Source organism: Pseudoalteromonas distincta (assembly GCF_005877035.1).
Lineage (GTDB): Bacteria > Pseudomonadota > Gammaproteobacteria > Enterobacterales > Alteromonadaceae > Pseudoalteromonas > Pseudoalteromonas distincta.
Map to the genome: position 1 here is coordinate 993778 of NZ_CP040558.1, position 18376 is coordinate 1012153.

The window sequence follows — 18376 nt, forward strand, 5'->3', positions numbered from 1 at the left end:
TACAGCAGAGTGTATTTTAACCGAACAGACGAAAAAGGAATTATTATGTCGATCAATGCAACCTTATTTGGTGAGTTCTTAGTTTTTTTTATTGTGCTGAGTATTCCTATTTTTGCTGTAATTAGCTACAAAATAGGTAAGCGTAAAAGTACTATGCCGGGGGTTTTAGCTTTTGTGGGTGGCTGTTTAGCGCTATTTCCACTATTTGCTTTGATTTTTATTGCAGTGCTTGCGCTTAAAAAAGATTTACCTAAAAATAGCGTCTATGCCCATTAAAAACTAGGTTAATAGTGTCAATTTCAAATAATAATCACTACTTCGACGAGCAATTTAATGCTTTGCTGCACGAAGAGCAACTAACTGAAAATTCTGAGTTTGAAGAGTGCACATTTACCGATTGCGACTTTTCAGGCGGGCAGTTTAAAAATTGCCGATTTATACAGTGCAACTTTAAAAACTGTAATTTATCGTCACTTAAATGGAACTACAGCTCGCTTGAAGATGTAAGTTTTAGCCACTGTAAATTAAATAGTCTGCAATGGACTGACGTAGATTGGCCAGCGCTTAGTATTAACGCACCGGTGAGTTTTAATTATTGCGAGCTCAGTAATAGTTCTTTTTTTGAATTAACCCTCAAAGCCCTCAAACTAACACACTGCTTTGCCAAAAATGTTGATTTTAGGCATGCTGATTTAAGCGGTAGTGAATTTACAGGAACAGATTTTCGCGATAGTGAGTTTTTTCAAACTAACTTAACAAAATGTGATTTTGTAGGTGCGACAGCGTTTAATATAGATTTGAATAATAATATTTTAGCGAATGCTAAGTTTGATCGCTTCGAAGCACTAAACTTGCTTACCAGCCTTAATATAGAACTATGTGATTAATTTAGTTTAATATGATTACATATCTAGAAGCGGCAGCTTGGCTGGGCTTCTAGATACTGCGTGACTGCGTAATTAACGGCTTGGGCCATTTTTATTACGTGCACTGGCAAGCTGTCTTGCGATTTCTAATAACGCAGGTGAAATATCTTCAGCGCCATCTTTAATTAGTTTTGTAACGTCACCTGACGAAAACAAACCGTCACGTGGTGATTTAATACCTAACTCACGAACAAAATCCTTCGTTTTACCTGTGCTGCCTGTTTCAATAAACTTAAAAATAATACGTTCATTGTTGTTTTTAGCAGGGGTTTTTAGTGTTTCGATTTCGTCATGTATTGCAGTTAGTTTGTCTTCTAAAATTTCTATACGTTCTTGAATGCTATTGTATGATTTCATTTATTGGATCTTTTACTAAATATATTTAAACAATGGCAGCTATTATCGCATAGTTTGACAATAGAGAATGCAAACCTATAAAGTAAAAGTTATTTTTAATTAAAAACAATAATTTATATAAATTTAAATATGCAAAAAACACTTAAAAAGCTTTTTATATTAAGCGCACTAGCTCTAAGTGCATCAGTTATAAGCACATCAGCAATAAGCGCAACAAGCTATGCAAACGATGGCGTTATAACTGATGAAAGCCGTAATCGCACTATTCCTATCAATATTGCATTGCCAAGTAACAATGCTAAGTGCACTGAACAAGTAAAATGCCCTGTAGCGTTCATTAACGCAGGTTATGGGATTAGCCATAACAAGTATACGTTTGCCAGTAATGCGTTTAATCAGCGTGGGTATTTAACAGTAGCAGTTGCACATGAACTAAAAAGCGACCCTTACTTAAACCGTGAGCAGCCTTACTTAACAACTCGCATGGAAAACTGGCATCGTGGCGTAGTAACGCTTAAGTTTTTAGTTAATGAGCTATCGAGTAAATACCCAGCATACGACTTTACAAAACTAACCTTATTTGGGCACTCAAACGGCGGGGATATTTCCGCATTATATGGCTCTATTTATCCAAACGAAGTTAGCACTATTATTACGCTCGATCATCGCCGCATGTTGATCCCGCGCAATAAAAACATTCGCGTACTTACTCTACGCGGTAGTGATTACCCAGCTGATGCGGATGTGCTGTTAAACGATTCAGAGCTGAATAAGTTTCCTGTTACGCAAATAATAATAGAAAAATCGCGTCATAACGATATGTACGATGGCGGGCCAAAATGGCTGGTGGATAGAATGAGTAAAGAAGTAGAGAGATTTTTAGATAGTAAAAGTTAGCTTTATAAAAGTTAAATCATAGCGCAGTGTTACCTGCGCTATATTAATTTCACGGCAGTTATTCTACCAGTTCACTTACAATAACTGGGTTATTGTGTAGTGTTTTATGCACTGGGCATTTGTCGGCTATTTCGAGTAAACGCTGACGCTCTGGCTCTGTTAAGTCGCCACGTAAGGTGATTTTACGGGTAATGGCTTCAAGGTTACCTGTTTGCTCACAATCGTCGCAATCTTTGTTGTAATCGCGAGTGTGATCAAGCTCTACTTTTACATGCTCCAGTGGTAAGTTTTTACGTGTAGCGTACATACGCAATGTCATTGCTGTACAGGCACCAAGCCCCGCTAATAAGTGATGATACGGATCGGGGCCTAAGTTTTTACCGCCTACTTTAATTGGCTCATCTGCAAGCCAAGTATGATCTTTTGTACTTACGTGCTGAGTAAATACATGGTCTTTTTCTTCAACAAGTACATTACCACCCGTTAAACTTGCCGTGTATTTAGTTTTGTCGTACTTAACATAACGGTTTGCCCACGTTGCAATTATTTGTGCAGCGTAGTCGGCATCGTTTTTATTTGTTAAAAGGTGATCGGCATTATCTAGGCTAATAAAGCTTTTAGGATGCTTAGCTGATGCATAAATTTTTTCAGCTTCACTAATATTTACAGTCGCATCAATAGGGGAGTGCATTACTAATAATGCGCGCTTAAGTTTACTTATGTGGCTTTTATCGTACTTGGCTATATCGTCAATAAATTGCTTTTTAATGGTAAATTCACGACCAGCTAAGTTAACTTTAGCTTCACCTGCTGCGTTAATTTCATCAAGATGTGCTTCAAAGTTATGCGCTACGTGCTGCGCATCTGACGGTGCGCCAATGGTTGTAATAGCCGATACTTCAGGAATATGCTCAGCAGCAGCAAGTACCGCAGCGCCGCCTAAACTGTGGCCAATGAGTAGTTGCGGCGGAGCAAAATGTTCACGTAAATGATTTGCCGCAGATACTAAATCTTGAATGTTTGATGAAAAGTTACTGTTAGCAAAATCACCATCACTATTACCTAAACCGGTAAAGTCGAAACGTAGTACGGCGATACCTTGTTGTGTGAGTGCACGGCTAATCCGTGTAGCTGCTGCAATGTCTTTACCGCATGTAAAGCAGTGTGCGAATAGCGCGTAAAACTTAACGTCACCAGAGGGAAGTTCAAGTTGGCCGGCAAGTTCTAAATCGCCGCTTTTAAAAGATACTTTTTGTCGCATGGGGAGCCTTATTTACACAAATAAAATATATTCTAATAGTAGACCAGAGATAGTTACTAAACCTTGCAAATTCAACGTTTTTTTATAAGTTGATCTTGATCAAGCAAAGTGACGGTGACCATGTCTTGAGGACATATGTCCTTATGTTTTTGAGGTCATTTGTCTATCCTCACACAGCGCTATAATGAAGGCTTTGCTACTTTATATAAGTAATTTAGCACTATTAAAAGCAACTCACTTCACACAACCTATTCACTGGAACGTACAATGCAATTACCTACTGTTGATTATAAAGCTCCCGATGCGGCTGCACAATTTGTTGAATCGTTAAGAAATACTGGATTTGGCGTTTTAAAAAACCACCCAATCCCACAGTCTTTAGTTGAGTCTATTTACAAAAATTGGCAAGACTTTTTTAACTCAGAGCAAAAGCACGACTTTTTATTCTCTAAAGAAACTCAAGACGGTTACTTTCCGCCTTCAGTATCTGAAGTAGCGAAAGGCTTTACAATAAAAGACATTAAAGAGTACTTTCATGTGTACCCTAAAGGTCGCGTTCCTGCCCAGCTTGAAGCTGATGTACGTGAATACTACCGTTTAGCAAGTGAATTTGCTGGCACATTGTTAAGCTGGGTTCAGGCTGAAGCACCAGCTGATGTACGTGCTAAGTTTTCAATTGATTTAAAAGACATGATTGCCGATTCTGAGCAAACATTGTTACGTATCCTACATTATCCACCAATGACGGGTGATGAAGAGCCTGGTGCTATTCGCGCAGCAGCCCATGGCGATATTAATTTATTGACTGTATTACCAGCTTCTAATGAGCCTGGTTTACAAGTTCAAAAAACAGATGGCGGTTGGTTAGACGTGCCATGTGATTTTGGCAGCTTAATTATTAATATCGGCGACATGCTACAAGAAGCGTCGGGCGGGTATTTCCCATCGACAATTCACCGTGTAATTAACCCAACGGGTAAAGCATCTACTAAATCGCGTATTTCATTACCGTTATTTTTACACCCGCATCCAGATGTTGTGCTTTCAGAGCGCTACACGGCAGATAGCTATTTGCAAGAACGTTTGCGTGAGTTAGGTGTTAAGTAACTCTAATACTTAGAGTAATTAAGTATAAACAAAAAACGGCCTATGGCCGTTTTTTGCATTTTTAAGCAACTTGATCACAGGTTTAATTTTAATAAACTATGCTCAATTGCCTGCAACGTAAATAATGGCATGCATTCTTAGCTACTACAGGTATAATGCGCGCAACTGGCTAATGTAGCCTTATTTAAAAGAGAGTTTATATGAGTTTTGAAGGTTTAGGTTTATCACAGTCTTTGGTTAATGCGGTTTTAGAAAAGGGCTATGAAACGCCAACGCCGATTCAGGCTCAAGCAATTCCTGCAATTATTGAACGCCGTGACGTTATGGCAGCAGCACAAACAGGTACAGGTAAAACAGCGGGTTTTACATTACCACTTATTGAGCGCTTGTCGTCGGGCCCTAAAGCTAAAAGTAATCACGTACGTGCACTTATTTTAACGCCTACACGTGAACTTGCTTTGCAAGTAAGCGAAAACGTTGAAGAGTACGCTAAGCATTCGGATGTGAGCTCATTTGTAGTTTACGGTGGCGTTAAAATTAACCCACAAATGCAGCGTCTTCGTAAAGGTGTTGATATTTTAGTAGCAACGCCGGGTCGTTTAATCGACTTACATAATCAAAATGCAGTTAAATTTGATAGCGTTGAAGTGCTTGTACTCGATGAAGCTGACCGCATGTTAGACATGGGCTTTATTCACGACATTAAACGCTTAATTGCTAAAATGCCTGCTAAACGTCAAAACTTGATGTTTTCGGCTACATTTTCAGATGAAATTCGAGCATTAGCAAAAGGGTTAATTAATGACCCAGTTGAAATTTCAGTTGCAGCAAAAAATACCACTGCAAAAAGTGTTACTCAGTGCGTTTACGCGGTAGATAAAACACGTAAAACAGCATTGCTAAGCCACTTAATTCGCACTAACGATTGGCAACAAGTATTAGTGTTTAGCCGTACAAAGCACGGTGCTAACCGCTTAGTTAAACAACTTGAACGCGATGACATTGTAGGCGCGGCTATCCATGGTAATAAATCACAAGGCGCACGTGTTAAAGCACTTGATGGTTTTAAAAGTGGTGAAGTACGCGTATTAGTAGCAACAGACATTGTTGCACGTGGTTTAGACATTGTTGAATTACCGCATGTTGTTAACTACGACTTACCCAACGTATATGAAGATTATGTTCATCGTATTGGCCGTACAGGCCGTGCAGGTGCAACAGGTCATGCGATTTCGTTTGTAACGGTTGATGATGCTGTTGATTTATACGGTATTGAACGCTTTATTGGTGAGCTTATACCACGTGCTGAAGAAGACGGTTTTGAGCCTATTAATCCAGTAGCAGAGCGCGCATTAGATGCTCGCCCACTGCCGGCTAAAAAGCCTAAGAAAAAGCAGCCTTTTAATAAGCCTAAATCTGATAGCAGCAAGCCTAACAGTAAAAAACCGAACAATGGTGGTAATGGTACCGGCCCACGCCGTGGTGGTTCTAAAAAGCCAGCTGCTAAAACAGATGACAGCGCGCAAAACCCATGGGCAAAGCGTGAATCTGTTGGCGGTAATGGCCAACGCCGTCGTCGCACAAATAACGATTAATCATTATTAATGATTATATTGGCGTTTAATTAATTTAGTTAAATGCTGATACAAAAAACGCGCTACTTCTTTTGAATAAATAGAAGTAGCGCGTTTTTTATTGTCTGTAATTTGTACTTACTGTATTGCCTGCCTGATTAAATAGTTAATACCCAAGCCGACAAATAAAGTCACACTTACGCTAAGTAATGTGCCGAGCATGACGTACTCGGTAAGTTTTTTATCTTTGCTTGCACTTAAATCACCAAACCTAAATACCGACTTTGCCGCAAGTAAAAAACCCAGCCCTGCAAATTGGTCAAGCAATATAAAGCTCAGCATAAGTACGCGTTCCAACATACCTATGCTTTGCCCTGCAAGTGGTAAGCTACCAGTACTTGAAAAGTTACTTGTTAAACGCTCTAACATCATTCTTATAAATACGGCGCAGGGGCTTAAAATAATTAAATAACCGCATACCACCCACAGTATGTTGGGATCAGTGAGCATATTATTAATTGCAGCCATAAAGCTACTGTTATCAGTTAGCCAAATACTGAGCGCAATAATAACGAGTATGTGCGCTATTTGATCTAGTAAAAAAGGCACCACGCCTTTATTAGAATACGATTTAGCTATATCAATAAAGTAATGGCTCAGCATAATGCTCGCCGTGGCAATTAAAACACTGCTTAGTTGCTGCCACCCGAATGTGTATTCCCACAGGGTAATAATGAGTGCACTTGTTACACCATGCACTAGTACATGAAAATAAAGCTTACTGGCTTTAAAGTGACGGGTATTTCTGTCGTTTACCCAACTCATAGGTTGCCAGTAAAAATCAGCGAGTAAGTGGCCAATAATAAGCGCGACCAGTAAAAGTGAAAACGCCATTATTCACCTCCTTTAATTATATTTTTTATAACGTGTTGTGTGTGCTTAATAAAGCGCTCTATAAGTTGGTAGTGCGCTAAATTTAGTAGTTTGGTTACGTTTTCGCGACTTGTTTTAAGCTCTTTAGCCAGTGCCGCGTGGCTGTTGTCTGGTGATGTTAAATAGACGTACAGGGCATTTGCTTGTTTTTGTGTGATTTTAGTGAGCAATACGTCGGCAAAGGCTAAATTAAGATTTAAGCTTTCATCGAGCTGCTGCTCGTTAATATTAAAAACAAAGCGTTGATTGCCTATTTTATCAAGGCCTTGCCCCGAAAGAGTAAAAGCAGAACCGGTTGCTGTTTTTATATCGCTGCGTGGGTTATCTATTTGCCCAAGTGCCAAGCTTTGTCGTAGTTCATAACCTGACGATTTAAGGTGTAAATATACAAGTAAGGCATTTTTAAAAAGGAGCTGAGGATTATTAACTTGTAACTGAAAGGCATCGCCTCGGTATATATTCCAAAGTGTTTGCTCCCCCGAAATGTTTCGCAAACTTTGCTCTAGTTGATAAAGCATGGCATCGTATTGCTGCTTAGGGATTGTTTGCGATTTAATAATATCGCCGCTGATCACACCAATCATAAAAATCTCAAAATGGTTACTTTTTAATATGTAACCAATATTGGTTACATAAGGGTATGTAACTAATTTAGGTTACTTAAATATAAATTGCAAGGTACACTTATTTTATAACGTTACTTTTATTGCTATTAATCCTCACTAGGACACTAAATGACTTTACAAAACGAGCAGCAAAGCACGAAACCACGGGTCGGTATTTTTGTTGATGTGCAAAATATTTATTACACGTGCCGCGAGAGTTACGGGAAAAATTTTGACTACAATGCGTTTTGGCGAATGATGGAGGCGCAATACAATATTGAGTGTGCTTTTGCGTATGCTATTTATCGAGGAGATGAAAAGCAAAATCAGTTTCAAAATATTTTGCGTGCGATTGGTTTTGAGGTAAAGCTAAAGCCATTTATTCAACGCCGTGATGGAAGTGCCAAAGGCGATTGGGATGTAGGCATAACAATAGACATGTTAGAGCAGGGTAAAAATCTTGATAAAGTTATTTTGCTCTCTGGCGATGGTGACTTTGCTTTGTTACTTGGGCATTTAAAAAATCAATATAATGTACCGTGCGATGTATACGGTGCTGACAGGTTAACTGCTGAGGTATTAAAACAAAGCGCAGAGCAATTTCATTTAATTGATAATACTTTGCTACTTTAACAGCAAAAAATAGTTAAAAAAGTGCAAGCTAAGTGCCTGCAACATGAGAGATTTTAATACAAAGCCGTAATAGATGAATTAAGCCTTATATAGGCTTTTTTTATTACTGTAATCAATTGGGTTTGCTAAATGATTATGGTAATTTTAAAGCATAACGAGTTACCAAGGACTTACATGCTTCATTACAGCAACATGCCACTAGATAGAGGCTCAAATTTTCGTAAAGACCCATCGTGGCTTAAAGCGCAAATGTCGGCGCAAAGTAAATGGGTTTTAGTTAAAAATAATCAAACCCTATTTATTAAAGATACCCCTAAAGTAAGCTATTTAACGTATCAACAAGTGGCACATTTAGATTTAACGAGTGCTATTTTTGTTGGTTTAAACAATGCTAAACATGGTGTGTTTGCATTGGATGTTTCTGATCTGGATGAAAGCGTACTTTCGCCTTTAATAGAGGGCGCTCAGTTTTTTGATATTCGCCAATATGGGCCTCAAGTAACCATTAAATATGCCTCAATAGCCGCCCTTGCGAGAGGGCTATGTTATTGGCATGCCACGCACCGTTTTTGTGGGCGCTGCGGTAGTAAAAACCGTTCAGTGGAAGCCGGGCATTCTCGTGTATGTGAAAACGAAAACTGTAAGCATCCTACATTCCCGCGCACCGATCCTGCGGTAATTATGGTCGTTACTAAAGTCTTTGCTGACGGAGTAGAGCGATGCCTGTTAGGTCGCCAAGCTGCGTGGCCCACTGGTATGTATTCGTCGCTTGCTGGATTTGTAGACCCAGGGGAGACACTGGAACAAGCTGTTGCGCGTGAAGTTAAAGAAGAGGCAGGCATAGAGGTTGATAACGTACGTTATGTTGCATCTCAGCCATGGCCGTTCCCATCGTCAATTATGCTTGGCTTTTTTGCAGAGGCGACATCTGAGCAAATTAACGTAGATAAAGAAGAGCTAGACGATGCAAAATGGTTTAGTCGTGAAGACTTAGAGCAATTTGGTAATTGGCACGAAGAAGGGGAGCATTTAAAGCTGCCTAGAACCGATTCTATCTCTCGTTATTTAATTGAGCATTGGCGCACAAACCCTTAAGGATTAACAATGTCGAGTAAAAGTAATAAAAACACTCAGCTAGTATCATCAGGGCGAAAAAAAGCCTATACACATGGCGTAGTAAATCCCGTTGTACAGCGTGCATCTACCATTGTATTTGATACTGTAGCCGATTTAAAAGAAGCAGCTAAAACCCGTGGCGATAAAACGTTATTTTATGGGCGCCGAGGAACAACAACACACTTTGCGCTACAAGAAGCGATTACAGAACTTGAAGGCGGCGAAGGGTGTGCATTGTACCCTTGTGGCGCTGCGGCGATCAGCCAAGTATTTTTATCGTTTTTAAAAACCGGTGATCATATTTTAATGGTTGATAACGTGTACGAACCAACTCGCGATTTTTGCGATAAAATTTTAGTGGGGCTGGGCATTACAACAACCTATTACCCGCCAACCATTGGCGCAGGTATTAAAGATTACATTCAGCCAAATACTAAAGTGTTGTTTTTAGAATCTCCAGGTTCTATTACGATGGAAGTGCAAGATGTGCCCGCTATGGTAAAAGTAGCTAATGAGCACAACGTAATGACCATGCTTGATAATACCTACGGTAACGGTCTGCATTATCGCCCGTTAGAGCACGGTGTTGGTATTAGTATTCAAGCTGCAACAAAGTATATTGTTGGCCATTCAGACGTGATGATGGGGGTGGCTGTTGCTAATAAAAAGTATTGGCCAACCTTGCGCGAAAACTCATACTTACTAGGGCAATGTACCAGTGCCGATGATGCGTATTTAGCACTTAGAGGCCTGCGTACAATGGGTGTGCGTTTAAATCAACATGAAAAAGCAGCAATAGAAGTAGCTAAATGGCTTGAACAACATGAGCTTGTTGATCATATTCGCCACCCTGCATTTGAAACCTGCCCAGGGCATGAGTTCTTTAAACGTGATTTTGATGGCAGTAATGGGTTGTTTTCATTTGTGATGAAAACCGGGAATCAAAAAGCGATTGATGCATTTTTAGATAGCCTTGAGCATATCAAAATGGGCTTTTCGTGGGGCGGTTTTGAAAGTTTGGTAACGGCTAATTTAACCATGAAAGGGTTGCGCTCAAATACAGGTTGGGATTTAGGGCCGGTTATTCGCTTGCATATAGGCCTTGAAGATGTTGAAGATTTAATTAGCGATTTAAGCCAAGCACTTGAGGTTTATAAGCGGCATTTATAATTTATATCGCAATTTATGCTGTTACATTTAAATGTATTCTTATAAAGCTCACCACAGGTGAGCTTTTTTTTGCTGGTAATTCAAGGTGTTTACACTTAGTGTGGATAAATACACAGAAAATAAAAAGTCATTAAGGATAGTCAATGGCAACATCATTACCGATAAACGTAGGGCGATTAACGCAAATAGCGGGATTTGAGCTTGTACGTATGTTTTTAACTAAACGTGGACTTATTGCATTAGCTGCCTTTGCATTGGTGTGGCTAATAATACTGCGCTACCCAATAGGGCAGGCAGTAGGCATTGTAAGTGCCCCCGATTTTGAGCAAATAGCCCGTGATATATCAGGTTCTATTGGTTTAAGTAAATTATTGGATTGGCCTGAGGCCGAATTTGCTATGTACTGGTTAATAGCCCTTTATAGCTTTCCCGTTTTTGGTTTATTTATTTGTAGCGACCAAACGGTAGGCGATAGAGAGCGCGGCACACTAAGGTTTTTATCACTGCGCTCCACTCGCTTTGAAATACTGTTTGGCCGTTTTTTAGGGCAGCTAGGAGTATTAGCATGTTTGGTGGGTATAACGCTTGTAGCTACACTCGCGGTATTGGGTTTTAGAGAGCCAAGTTTACTGGCTGGTGGTTTTGCTCGTGCGCTTTCTATATTTTTAATATTAGTGATTACTCTGTGCCCATTTGTAGCACTAATGACGTTAATTAATACCTTTGCTCGCTCATCACGTTTATCTATTGTATTGGCAATTCTATATTTTGCAGCAGGCGGTATTGTTGTGGGAATACTACAATGGCAAATACCCGCATTAGGCTTGCTTGATTATTTATTTCCGGGTGTGCAAATAGAGCTATTAGCGGGGCAAAATTTACCATTATTGAGCGCTGTGGCTATTCCCCTTGTGCAAACTGCGGTGTTACTAAGCGTTGCTCAACGTATTTTTGCAAGGAGCTCACTATGAGACCATTAATTACAGCTAGCGGTTTGAGTAAATCGTATGGTGCAAAACTTGCGCTTAATAACGTGGACTTTGAAATTAACAAAGGCGCGCCAGTGGCACTTGTTGGGCCAAATGGTGCGGGTAAAACTACCTTATTTAGTTTGTTGTGCGGCTATATTGCGCCAAGTAAAGGCAGCCTTGAAATATTAGGGCACAAACCTGGTAGCGCTGCTTTATTTAATAAAGTAAGTGCATTACCGCAAGATGCACAACTTGACCCCCGTTTTAATATAGATAAGCAACTCGCCTTTTATGCAAAGCTACAAGGTATGGGGGCAAAGCAAAGCCAAACTGAGGCGCTACGTGTACTTGATTTAGTTGGCTTAAAAGAAATTGCAAAGCAGCGTGCGGGGGACTTATCGCACGGTATGCGCAAGCGCGTTACGATAGCGCAAGCACTTATTGGCGCACCACAAATTGTAATGCTTGATGAGGCAACCGCAGGCCTTGATCCGATTCATGCCAGAGAAGTACGTGAGCTGGTATCAGAATTAAGTGAACAGGCTACATTTATTTTAAGCTCTCACGACTTAACTGAGCTTGAGCGACTATGCTCACAGGTACTTCATTTAGATAAAGGCGTACTAAGCGAGCATCAAACAAAAACTAATAATACAGATAAACACTTTTATACATTAATGCTAAGCGAGGCTTATCAAAATGTTGAGCAACAGCTTCAAGCAATTGCAGGTGTGAGTCGTGTGTATATGAGCCAACATAAAGAATATGTAGTTGAGTATCAGCCAACGAGCGATCCACTTGATATTGCACTACTGAGCTTTTGTCATCAACAACACTGGCAGTACCGGCAGTTAGTTAATGGTCATACGTTAGAGAATCAAATATTTAAACAGGAGAAAGTATAATGGGTTTACTTAGCGGACTTATGGGTAATGCAAGCGAAGTTGACGATTCTGATTTAGAAAAAATCCTTGCCAATACATTAATTGACGGCGAGCAAGTAGAAAAAGCATATAAAGTAGTACGTGATATGTTTATTTTTACTAATAAGCGCTTAATCTTAATTGATAAGCAAGGTATGACCGGTTCTAAAATGGAAATGGTGAGTATTGCTTACTCTAAAATCACCAAGTTTAGTAAAGAAAGTGCAGGCCATTTTGACTTAGATGCCGAGCTAAAAATATGGGTTGGCTCAGATCCAACACCAATTAGTAAAGAGTTTAAGTCTGGCGATAATATTAACGATGTTTACCGAATTATTAGCCAACACGCGCTTTAATACGGTACATGTTTTAAGTAGTTGTTGACTAGATGTTGCAACTACTTTAATTTTACAGTTTACAACACTTCCTTACAATTAACTTAATAAATACAACTGGTTAGTTAAGTTTTCATTCAGTTTCCTAACGTTAGCATGTGCCTCGACTTTAGCAATACAGCTAGAGCATAAAAAGCAATGTACATAGGGAAGTCTTACAATGAAAAAATTAGCAGTTATTATTTCGAGCATTTTATTATCTAGCACTGCGGCTGCTGCAGACAGCTATAATTCAATTAGTAACCTAAGCTACAAAAATAGCGATAACAACGACACCGTTGCTGTAGATTCTATTTACTACCTATCTCCTAAAAAAACTTTAGGTCCGTACGATCAGTTTGAATACATCAATAAACAAACTAACGTATATGGTGGCTATGCTGATGACGACTTTGGCGATTTAACATCGGTTGGTGGTGAATACTTCATTAATGAATTTGTTGTTGGCGCATCTTACGAAAACCTAGACCCAGATTCAGGTTCTAACAGTGAGCTTTATAAACTGACGGGTGGTTACTTTTTCAACCCTGATTTACTTGCAAAAGTAACACTAGTTGAAAACAAAGACGGCGACGATTACGCATTATTTGATTTAGCTTACAACTACATGCTAAACAGCACCGATTACGTAGGTGTTACACTTACATCAGACGACGATTTTGATTACCGTGCAGTTGCTGCTAAATACTTTATTGATTTACAGCAAGGTAACTACCTAACTTTTGAAGGTAAATACGAAAGCATTGATGACGCAGAAAACCAATGGGTAGCAGAAACTAACTACTACTTCTCAAAAGCAACATCTGTATTTGCTAACTACAACAAGCAAGACACTTACAGCTTTGGTGCTCAGCACTTCATCAATAAAAATATTGGTGTAAAGGTGGGTTACGAAAACAACGCTGATGATTCTGACAACGATGCGTACTTTGCTAACATGCGTTTTCAGTTTTAATTAAGTCCCGTACTTAGTTAATACAAAAGTAATATCAAAAGCCCGCTAAATTTAGCGGGCTTTGTTGTTTTATATAAATGCATTATTACCAGCCGCAGTTGCGGCTTTCGTTTTGTTTATCTAAATATGTTTGTAATGGTGCAAAGTAATCGAGCATTGCTGTCGCATCCATTTGCGGCTTACCTGTTACAGTTTCAAGCGCTTCTTGCCAAGGGCGAGATGAACCCATTTCAAGCATAGCGTTTAGCCTATCCCCTGCTTCTTTTGAATTATAAATAGAGCAGCGATGAATGGCTTTATCGTTACCGGCAATTTCACATAAGCTGCGATGAAACTCAAATTGTAAAATATGCGCTAAAAAGTAACGTGTATAAGGCGTGTTACCCGGAACGTGGTACTTAGCACCCGGATCAAAGTCGTTTTCGCTACGTGCGATAGGAGCTTGCACTCCTTGGTATTTTTCACGTAGTTCCCACCATGCTTTATTGTAATTTTCTGGTGCTACTTCCCCTGAAAATACCTGCCAACGCCACTGATCAACCATTAAGCTAAACGGCACAAAGGCTACTTTATCAAGTGCCATTTTCATCAACAAACCGATATCTTTAGATTCGTCAGGTACTTGTTCAAGTAAGCCGATTTCTTTTAAGTAACCCGGTGTAACCGATAAGGCAATGGTGTCTCCAATGGCTTCATGAAAACCATCGTTTGCACTTTCTTGATAAAATAAAGGTTGTTTACTATAAGCGCGTTGATAAAAGTTATGACCTAATTCATGGTGAATAACTGAAAACTCTTCGCCTGTGCGCTGAATACACATTTTAATGCGTAAATCGTCTTTGCTATCGATATTCCATGCTGATGCATGACACTGCACATCTCTGTCTTTTGGTTTTACAAACAATGAACGCTCGTAAAATGTCTCTGGTAGTGCATCAAAACCCATTGAGGTAAAAAAGTTTTCAGCCCCTTTGACCATTTTAAGTTCGTCGTAATTATTTTGAGCTAATAACTCGGTTACGTCGTAACCCGGATCGGCGTTTTCTGGTGCAACTACATCGTAAATATTACCCCATGCTTGCGCCCACATATTACCAAGTAAGTGCGCTGGTATTGGCTGATCTTGAGGTACTTTGTCGGTGCCGTACTTTTCACCTAACTTTGCGCGAACATGGCAATGTAGCGAGTTATAAAGTGGTTTAACTTGGCCCCAAATACGGTCAAGCTCAGTGGTAAAGTCATCAGCAGGCATATCGTATTTACTGCGCCACATAGCGCCCGTATCGGCATAACCAAGCTCCTTTGCACCTTCGTTGGTAAGTGCTACTTGTTGCTCGTAAAGTGGGCGCATGGGTTTTGATATTTCACGCCAGCCTTGCCATAAATCAAGTAGTTCGTTGTAATCTCGGCTGGTGGCCATTTTTGAGGTCATGTCGCCAAGGCTCAAACAGCTGCCATCTTCTTTACAGTATTTACCTTTACCATATAGCCCGCCAAGCTCTGCGACAATTTGTGAAAGCTTCGCTGTTTTATCAGCGTCTTGTGGGGCAGGAAGTGTAAGTGCTAGTTTTAGTTTATCAAGCTTACGGCGAGCATCGTAATCAAGCTCTAGTTCGTCGTATTTTGCAGCTTCATTTGCTAAACGCACGACTGTTTCGGTCATTTTACGGTTAACTTCAGCCGATAGAGCAGATGTATCGTGAGTAATAAAGTTTGCGTAAATCCACTCTGCACGGCTCGATTCTAAATAAAGTGCACTCAGTTCTTTTTCTGTGTTTGTTATAAATGTATTTGCATCTTTAGCTGTTACAGCTTTTTTAGTGTGTGGTGAATCGGTAGTGTCGATAGATACTTGCGCATCGCAGGCCGTTAAAGCAAGAGTACTTGCTACCATTAAGGCGCTCATACTTAGTTTAAATCGAAAGGGGGTCATGCTATTCCTTTAATTTATTGTTATTAAAACGTTGATAATAGCAGTGATGTTTAAAACAATAAAATGAATGCGTTAAGGCTCACGACTCGTCGTGCAATGATTGTATTTAAATTAAGATGGGTCATAATTAAGTTACTATTTTCATTCAATGTGTAAGGAATGTGCGCATGTTAATATTTATAATATTGCTGGTCGTGGTGGTGGTTATTTTTGCGGTTAAAGATATTCGCCTAAACTTGATTAGTCGTCCTACGTTTAAAATGTTCAAAAAGGTGCTTCCGCCATTATCGCAAACAGAGCGAGAGGCGATGGAAGCAGGTGATGTTTGGTGGGATGGTGAGTTATTTAGTGGTAACCCAGACTGGCAAAAACTGCACCACTTTCCAAAACCAGAGCTTAGCGATAAAGAAAACGCATTTATGGCTAACCAAGTAGAAACCTTATTGGCGATGCTTGATGATTATCAAATTGTACAAAAAGACAAAGACTTACCAAAAGAAGTGTGGGATTACCTAAAAACAGAAGGTTTTTTTGCACTGATCATTCCTGAAAAATTTGGCGGTCGTGAGTTCTCAGCAATTGCTAATTCAACGATAGTGTCAAAAATTTCGACTAAAAGCTTAACAGCCGCAGTCACTGTTATGGTGCCTAATAGCTTAGGTCCGGGCGAGTTACTTCTTCACTATGGTACTAAAGAGCAGCAAGATCGTTGGCTGCCAAGTTTAGCTAATGGTACAGATGTTCCTTGTTTTGCACTAACGGGACCAGAGGCGGGCTCTGATGCTGGCAGCATTCCTGATTCTGGCGTTGTGTGTATGGGTGAGCACAATGGCGAGCAAGTAATGGGCCTGCGTTTAAATTGGTCAAAACGTTACATTACGCTTGCACCAGTGGCTACTGTACTCGGCTTAGCATTTAAAATGTATGACCCTGATGCTTTATTAGGTGATAAAAAAGAGCTAGGTATAACGTGTGCGCTTATACCAACCGATCATCCGGGTGTTGAAACGGGTGAGCGTCATTATCCGCTTAATATGGCCTTTATGAATGGTACCACTTACGGTAAAGATGTATTTATACCACTGGACTGGATCATTGGTGGTCAAGAGTGTGCAGGGCGTGGCTGGAGAATGCTTGTTGAGTGTTTAAGTGCAGGGCGTGGAATATCACTACCAGCATTAAGTGCAGCAACTGGGCATTTAGCTTCAAAAATGACATCGGCATATGCAATGGTACGCCAGCAGTTTGGTGTATCTATAGGGCAATTTGAAGGCGTGCAAGAGGCACTTGCGCGTATTGGTGGTTTAACTTACACACTTGAGTCGTGCAGATTAATGACCGCAGGTGCGATTGATTTAAAATTAAGCCCATCGGTTGTAACAGCGATTGCTAAATACCATATGACTGAAATGGGTCGTACGGTAATGAATGATGCAATGGATATTCATTCAGGTAAAGGAATTCAAGTAGGGCCTAATAATTATTTGGCGCATGGCTATATGGGGATTCCAGTATCAATTACAGTAGAAGGCGCGAATATTCTAACGCGTAATTTAATGATATTTGGTCAAGGTGCAACACGCTGCCACCCATTTGTTTTAAAAGAAATGGAAGCCGCTGCAATGGAAGATGACGACGCAGCACTTGAACAATTTGATGGTTTATTAATGAACCATATATTATTTGCAGCAAGTAACGCAGGCATGGCATTTGTGCATGGCTTAACACGTAGCTACTTTGCGAAAGCGCCTGTAGGTGGTGAAACGGCTATTTATTATAAACAACTGAGTAGAATGAGCCGAGGCTTAGCTATTTGTACAGACGTTGCAATGTTAATGCTTGGCGGTGAACTTAAACGTAAAGAAATGATATCAGCGCGTTTGGGTGATGTATTAAGTCATTTGTACTTAGCATCAACTGTTTTAAAACGTTATGAAGATGAAGGACGCCAACAAGCTGATTTACCATTTGTAAAATATGCAATTGAGAACTCATTATTTGAAATTGGCCAAGCGTTTAATGGCTTCTTTAAAAACTTTTCAAATCCGGTTGTTAATTTTATCCTTAAACGTATCGTGTTCCCGCTTGGAAACCATTACCACAGACCAAGTGATGAAATAGCACAAAGTATTTGCGAGCGTATGACTCAACCTGGTGTATTTAGAAACCGCTTAACGCATTTATGTTATGTAGATGAAAATGCAGGTACAGGGGTCATGGAAAGCGCATTTTTAGCTATGCATGATATGCAAGCGCAGTTTAAAGACTTAAAACAATGGCAGCGTAAGGGCAGTGTGCCTGCAACGCTTGATATTGAAGGTGCTATAAATTATGCGCTTGAAAATAAGTTGTTAGAGCAAACGGATGCTGATGCAATGCATCATGCTAATAAGCTACGTAAGAAAGCCATTGCAGTTGATAACTTTCAACCTGGTGAGCTGTAGCGCAGTACTTTAAATACTAGGGCGTGTTGACCCTTCGTGGTTGAATTTGCAGCAGGCTGTTTGGTTTTTAGGCAAGGCAGAGCCTATGTAGTGTGGTTATTCCCCATAAATCGGCGATAACGCAGCATAAATGCCAAACATGCGCTGCCCTTTGGGTTCTTTCTAGGGACGATTAA

General features: G+C 40.0%; 18 protein-coding genes. 13 read left to right on the forward strand and 5 right to left on the reverse strand.

What is annotated here, in order from left to right:
* Positions 1–45: 45 nt before the first annotated feature.
* Both FFU37_RS04420 and FFU37_RS04425 read left to right on the forward strand, forming a co-directional pair.
* The gene (locus FFU37_RS04420) at positions 46–276 is read left to right on the forward strand and encodes a hypothetical protein (RefSeq protein WP_002959972.1); all 231 of its coding nucleotides are present in this window, start codon (positions 46–48) and stop codon (positions 274–276) included.
* 14 nt (positions 277–290) lie between these two features.
* Positions 291–887: a pentapeptide repeat-containing protein gene (locus FFU37_RS04425; RefSeq protein ID WP_138488811.1), complete on the forward strand. Its 597-nt coding sequence runs from the start codon at positions 291–293 to the stop codon at positions 885–887.
* A gap of 72 nt (positions 888–959) precedes the next feature.
* On the opposite strand, the gene FFU37_RS04430 is transcribed toward FFU37_RS04425, so the two are convergent.
* Complete coding sequence (locus FFU37_RS04430) at positions 960–1283, reverse strand: hypothetical protein (protein ID WP_002959968.1); 324 nt, start codon at positions 1281–1283, stop codon at positions 960–962.
* A 129-nt stretch (positions 1284–1412) separates the two neighbouring features.
* Here FFU37_RS04430 and FFU37_RS04435 point away from each other — a divergent pair, with 129 nt between their 5' ends.
* Positions 1413–2180 (forward strand): alpha/beta hydrolase family protein, encoded by a 768-nt coding sequence (locus tag FFU37_RS04435; RefSeq protein WP_138488812.1) that lies wholly within the window; start codon positions 1413–1415, stop codon positions 2178–2180.
* Positions 2181–2238: 58 nt separating this feature from the next.
* On the opposite strand, the gene FFU37_RS04440 is transcribed toward FFU37_RS04435, so the two are convergent.
* Positions 2239–3441, reverse strand: coding sequence for a bifunctional alpha/beta hydrolase/OsmC family protein (locus FFU37_RS04440; protein WP_033040721.1), 1203 nt, complete (start codon positions 3439–3441; stop codon positions 2239–2241).
* Positions 3442–3708: 267 nt separating this feature from the next.
* Between FFU37_RS04440 and FFU37_RS04445 the strand changes: the two genes are divergently transcribed.
* Together FFU37_RS04445 and FFU37_RS04450 are read left to right on the forward strand one after the other, a co-directional pair.
* Positions 3709–4548: an isopenicillin N synthase family dioxygenase gene (locus tag FFU37_RS04445; RefSeq protein WP_008172584.1), complete on the forward strand. Its 840-nt coding sequence runs from the start codon at positions 3709–3711 to the stop codon at positions 4546–4548.
* 200 nt (positions 4549–4748) lie between these two features.
* Positions 4749–6143, forward strand: coding sequence for a DEAD/DEAH box helicase (locus FFU37_RS04450; protein WP_138488813.1), 1395 nt, complete (start codon positions 4749–4751; stop codon positions 6141–6143).
* 117 nt (positions 6144–6260) lie between these two features.
* Here the strand turns inward: FFU37_RS04450 and FFU37_RS04455 are convergent, their stop codons facing one another.
* Together FFU37_RS04455 and FFU37_RS04460 are read right to left on the reverse strand one after the other, a co-directional pair.
* Entirely contained in the window at positions 6261–7016 is a 756-nt protein-coding gene (locus FFU37_RS04455; protein ID WP_138488814.1) for a DUF3307 domain-containing protein, read from the reverse strand.
* Positions 7016–7639 (reverse strand): hypothetical protein, encoded by a 624-nt coding sequence (locus FFU37_RS04460; RefSeq protein WP_002962846.1) that lies wholly within the window; start codon positions 7637–7639, stop codon positions 7016–7018. Before FFU37_RS04460 ends, FFU37_RS04455 begins: the two co-directional genes overlap by 1 nt.
* A 150-nt stretch (positions 7640–7789) precedes the next feature.
* Here FFU37_RS04460 and FFU37_RS04465 point away from each other — a divergent pair, with 150 nt between their 5' ends.
* The 7 genes from FFU37_RS04465 to FFU37_RS04495 all read left to right on the forward strand — a co-directional run bounded on the left by FFU37_RS04465 (position 7790) and on the right by FFU37_RS04495 (position 13823).
* Positions 7790–8293: a LabA-like NYN domain-containing protein gene (locus FFU37_RS04465; RefSeq protein ID WP_002962844.1), complete on the forward strand. Its 504-nt coding sequence runs from the start codon at positions 7790–7792 to the stop codon at positions 8291–8293.
* A gap of 174 nt (positions 8294–8467) precedes the next feature.
* Positions 8468–9388: an NAD(+) diphosphatase gene (gene nudC, locus FFU37_RS04470; RefSeq protein ID WP_138490003.1), complete on the forward strand. Its 921-nt coding sequence runs from the start codon at positions 8468–8470 to the stop codon at positions 9386–9388.
* Positions 9389–9397: 9 nt separating this feature from the next.
* Entirely contained in the window at positions 9398–10579 is a 1182-nt protein-coding gene (locus FFU37_RS04475) for a cystathionine beta-lyase (RefSeq protein WP_138488815.1), read from the forward strand.
* A 143-nt stretch (positions 10580–10722) separates the two neighbouring features.
* A complete protein-coding gene (locus FFU37_RS04480) occupies positions 10723–11550 on the forward strand; it encodes an ABC transporter permease (RefSeq protein WP_138488816.1) in 828 nt (275 codons plus the stop codon).
* Positions 11547–12455, forward strand: coding sequence for an ABC transporter ATP-binding protein (locus FFU37_RS04485; RefSeq protein ID WP_039488523.1), 909 nt, complete (start codon positions 11547–11549; stop codon positions 12453–12455). Before FFU37_RS04480 ends, FFU37_RS04485 begins: the two co-directional genes overlap by 4 nt.
* Positions 12455–12829 carry a PH domain-containing protein gene (locus FFU37_RS04490; protein WP_007377979.1) on the forward strand — a complete coding sequence of 125 codons (375 nt, stop codon included), beginning with the start codon at positions 12455–12457 and terminating at the stop codon, positions 12827–12829. The genes FFU37_RS04485 and FFU37_RS04490 overlap by 1 nt, the downstream gene beginning before the upstream one ends.
* A 199-nt stretch (positions 12830–13028) precedes the next feature.
* Entirely contained in the window at positions 13029–13823 is a 795-nt protein-coding gene (locus FFU37_RS04495) for a putative porin (RefSeq protein WP_002962833.1), read from the forward strand.
* 85 nt (positions 13824–13908) lie between these two features.
* Here the strand turns inward: FFU37_RS04495 and FFU37_RS04500 are convergent, their stop codons facing one another.
* Positions 13909–15756: a M2 family metallopeptidase gene (locus FFU37_RS04500; protein WP_138488817.1), complete on the reverse strand. Its 1848-nt coding sequence runs from the start codon at positions 15754–15756 to the stop codon at positions 13909–13911.
* Between the two features lie 167 nt (positions 15757–15923).
* Here FFU37_RS04500 and FFU37_RS04505 point away from each other — a divergent pair, with 167 nt between their 5' ends.
* Positions 15924–18200 carry an acyl-CoA dehydrogenase gene (locus FFU37_RS04505; protein ID WP_138488818.1) on the forward strand — a complete coding sequence of 759 codons (2277 nt, stop codon included), beginning with the start codon at positions 15924–15926 and terminating at the stop codon, positions 18198–18200.
* Positions 18201–18376 lie beyond the last annotated feature (176 nt).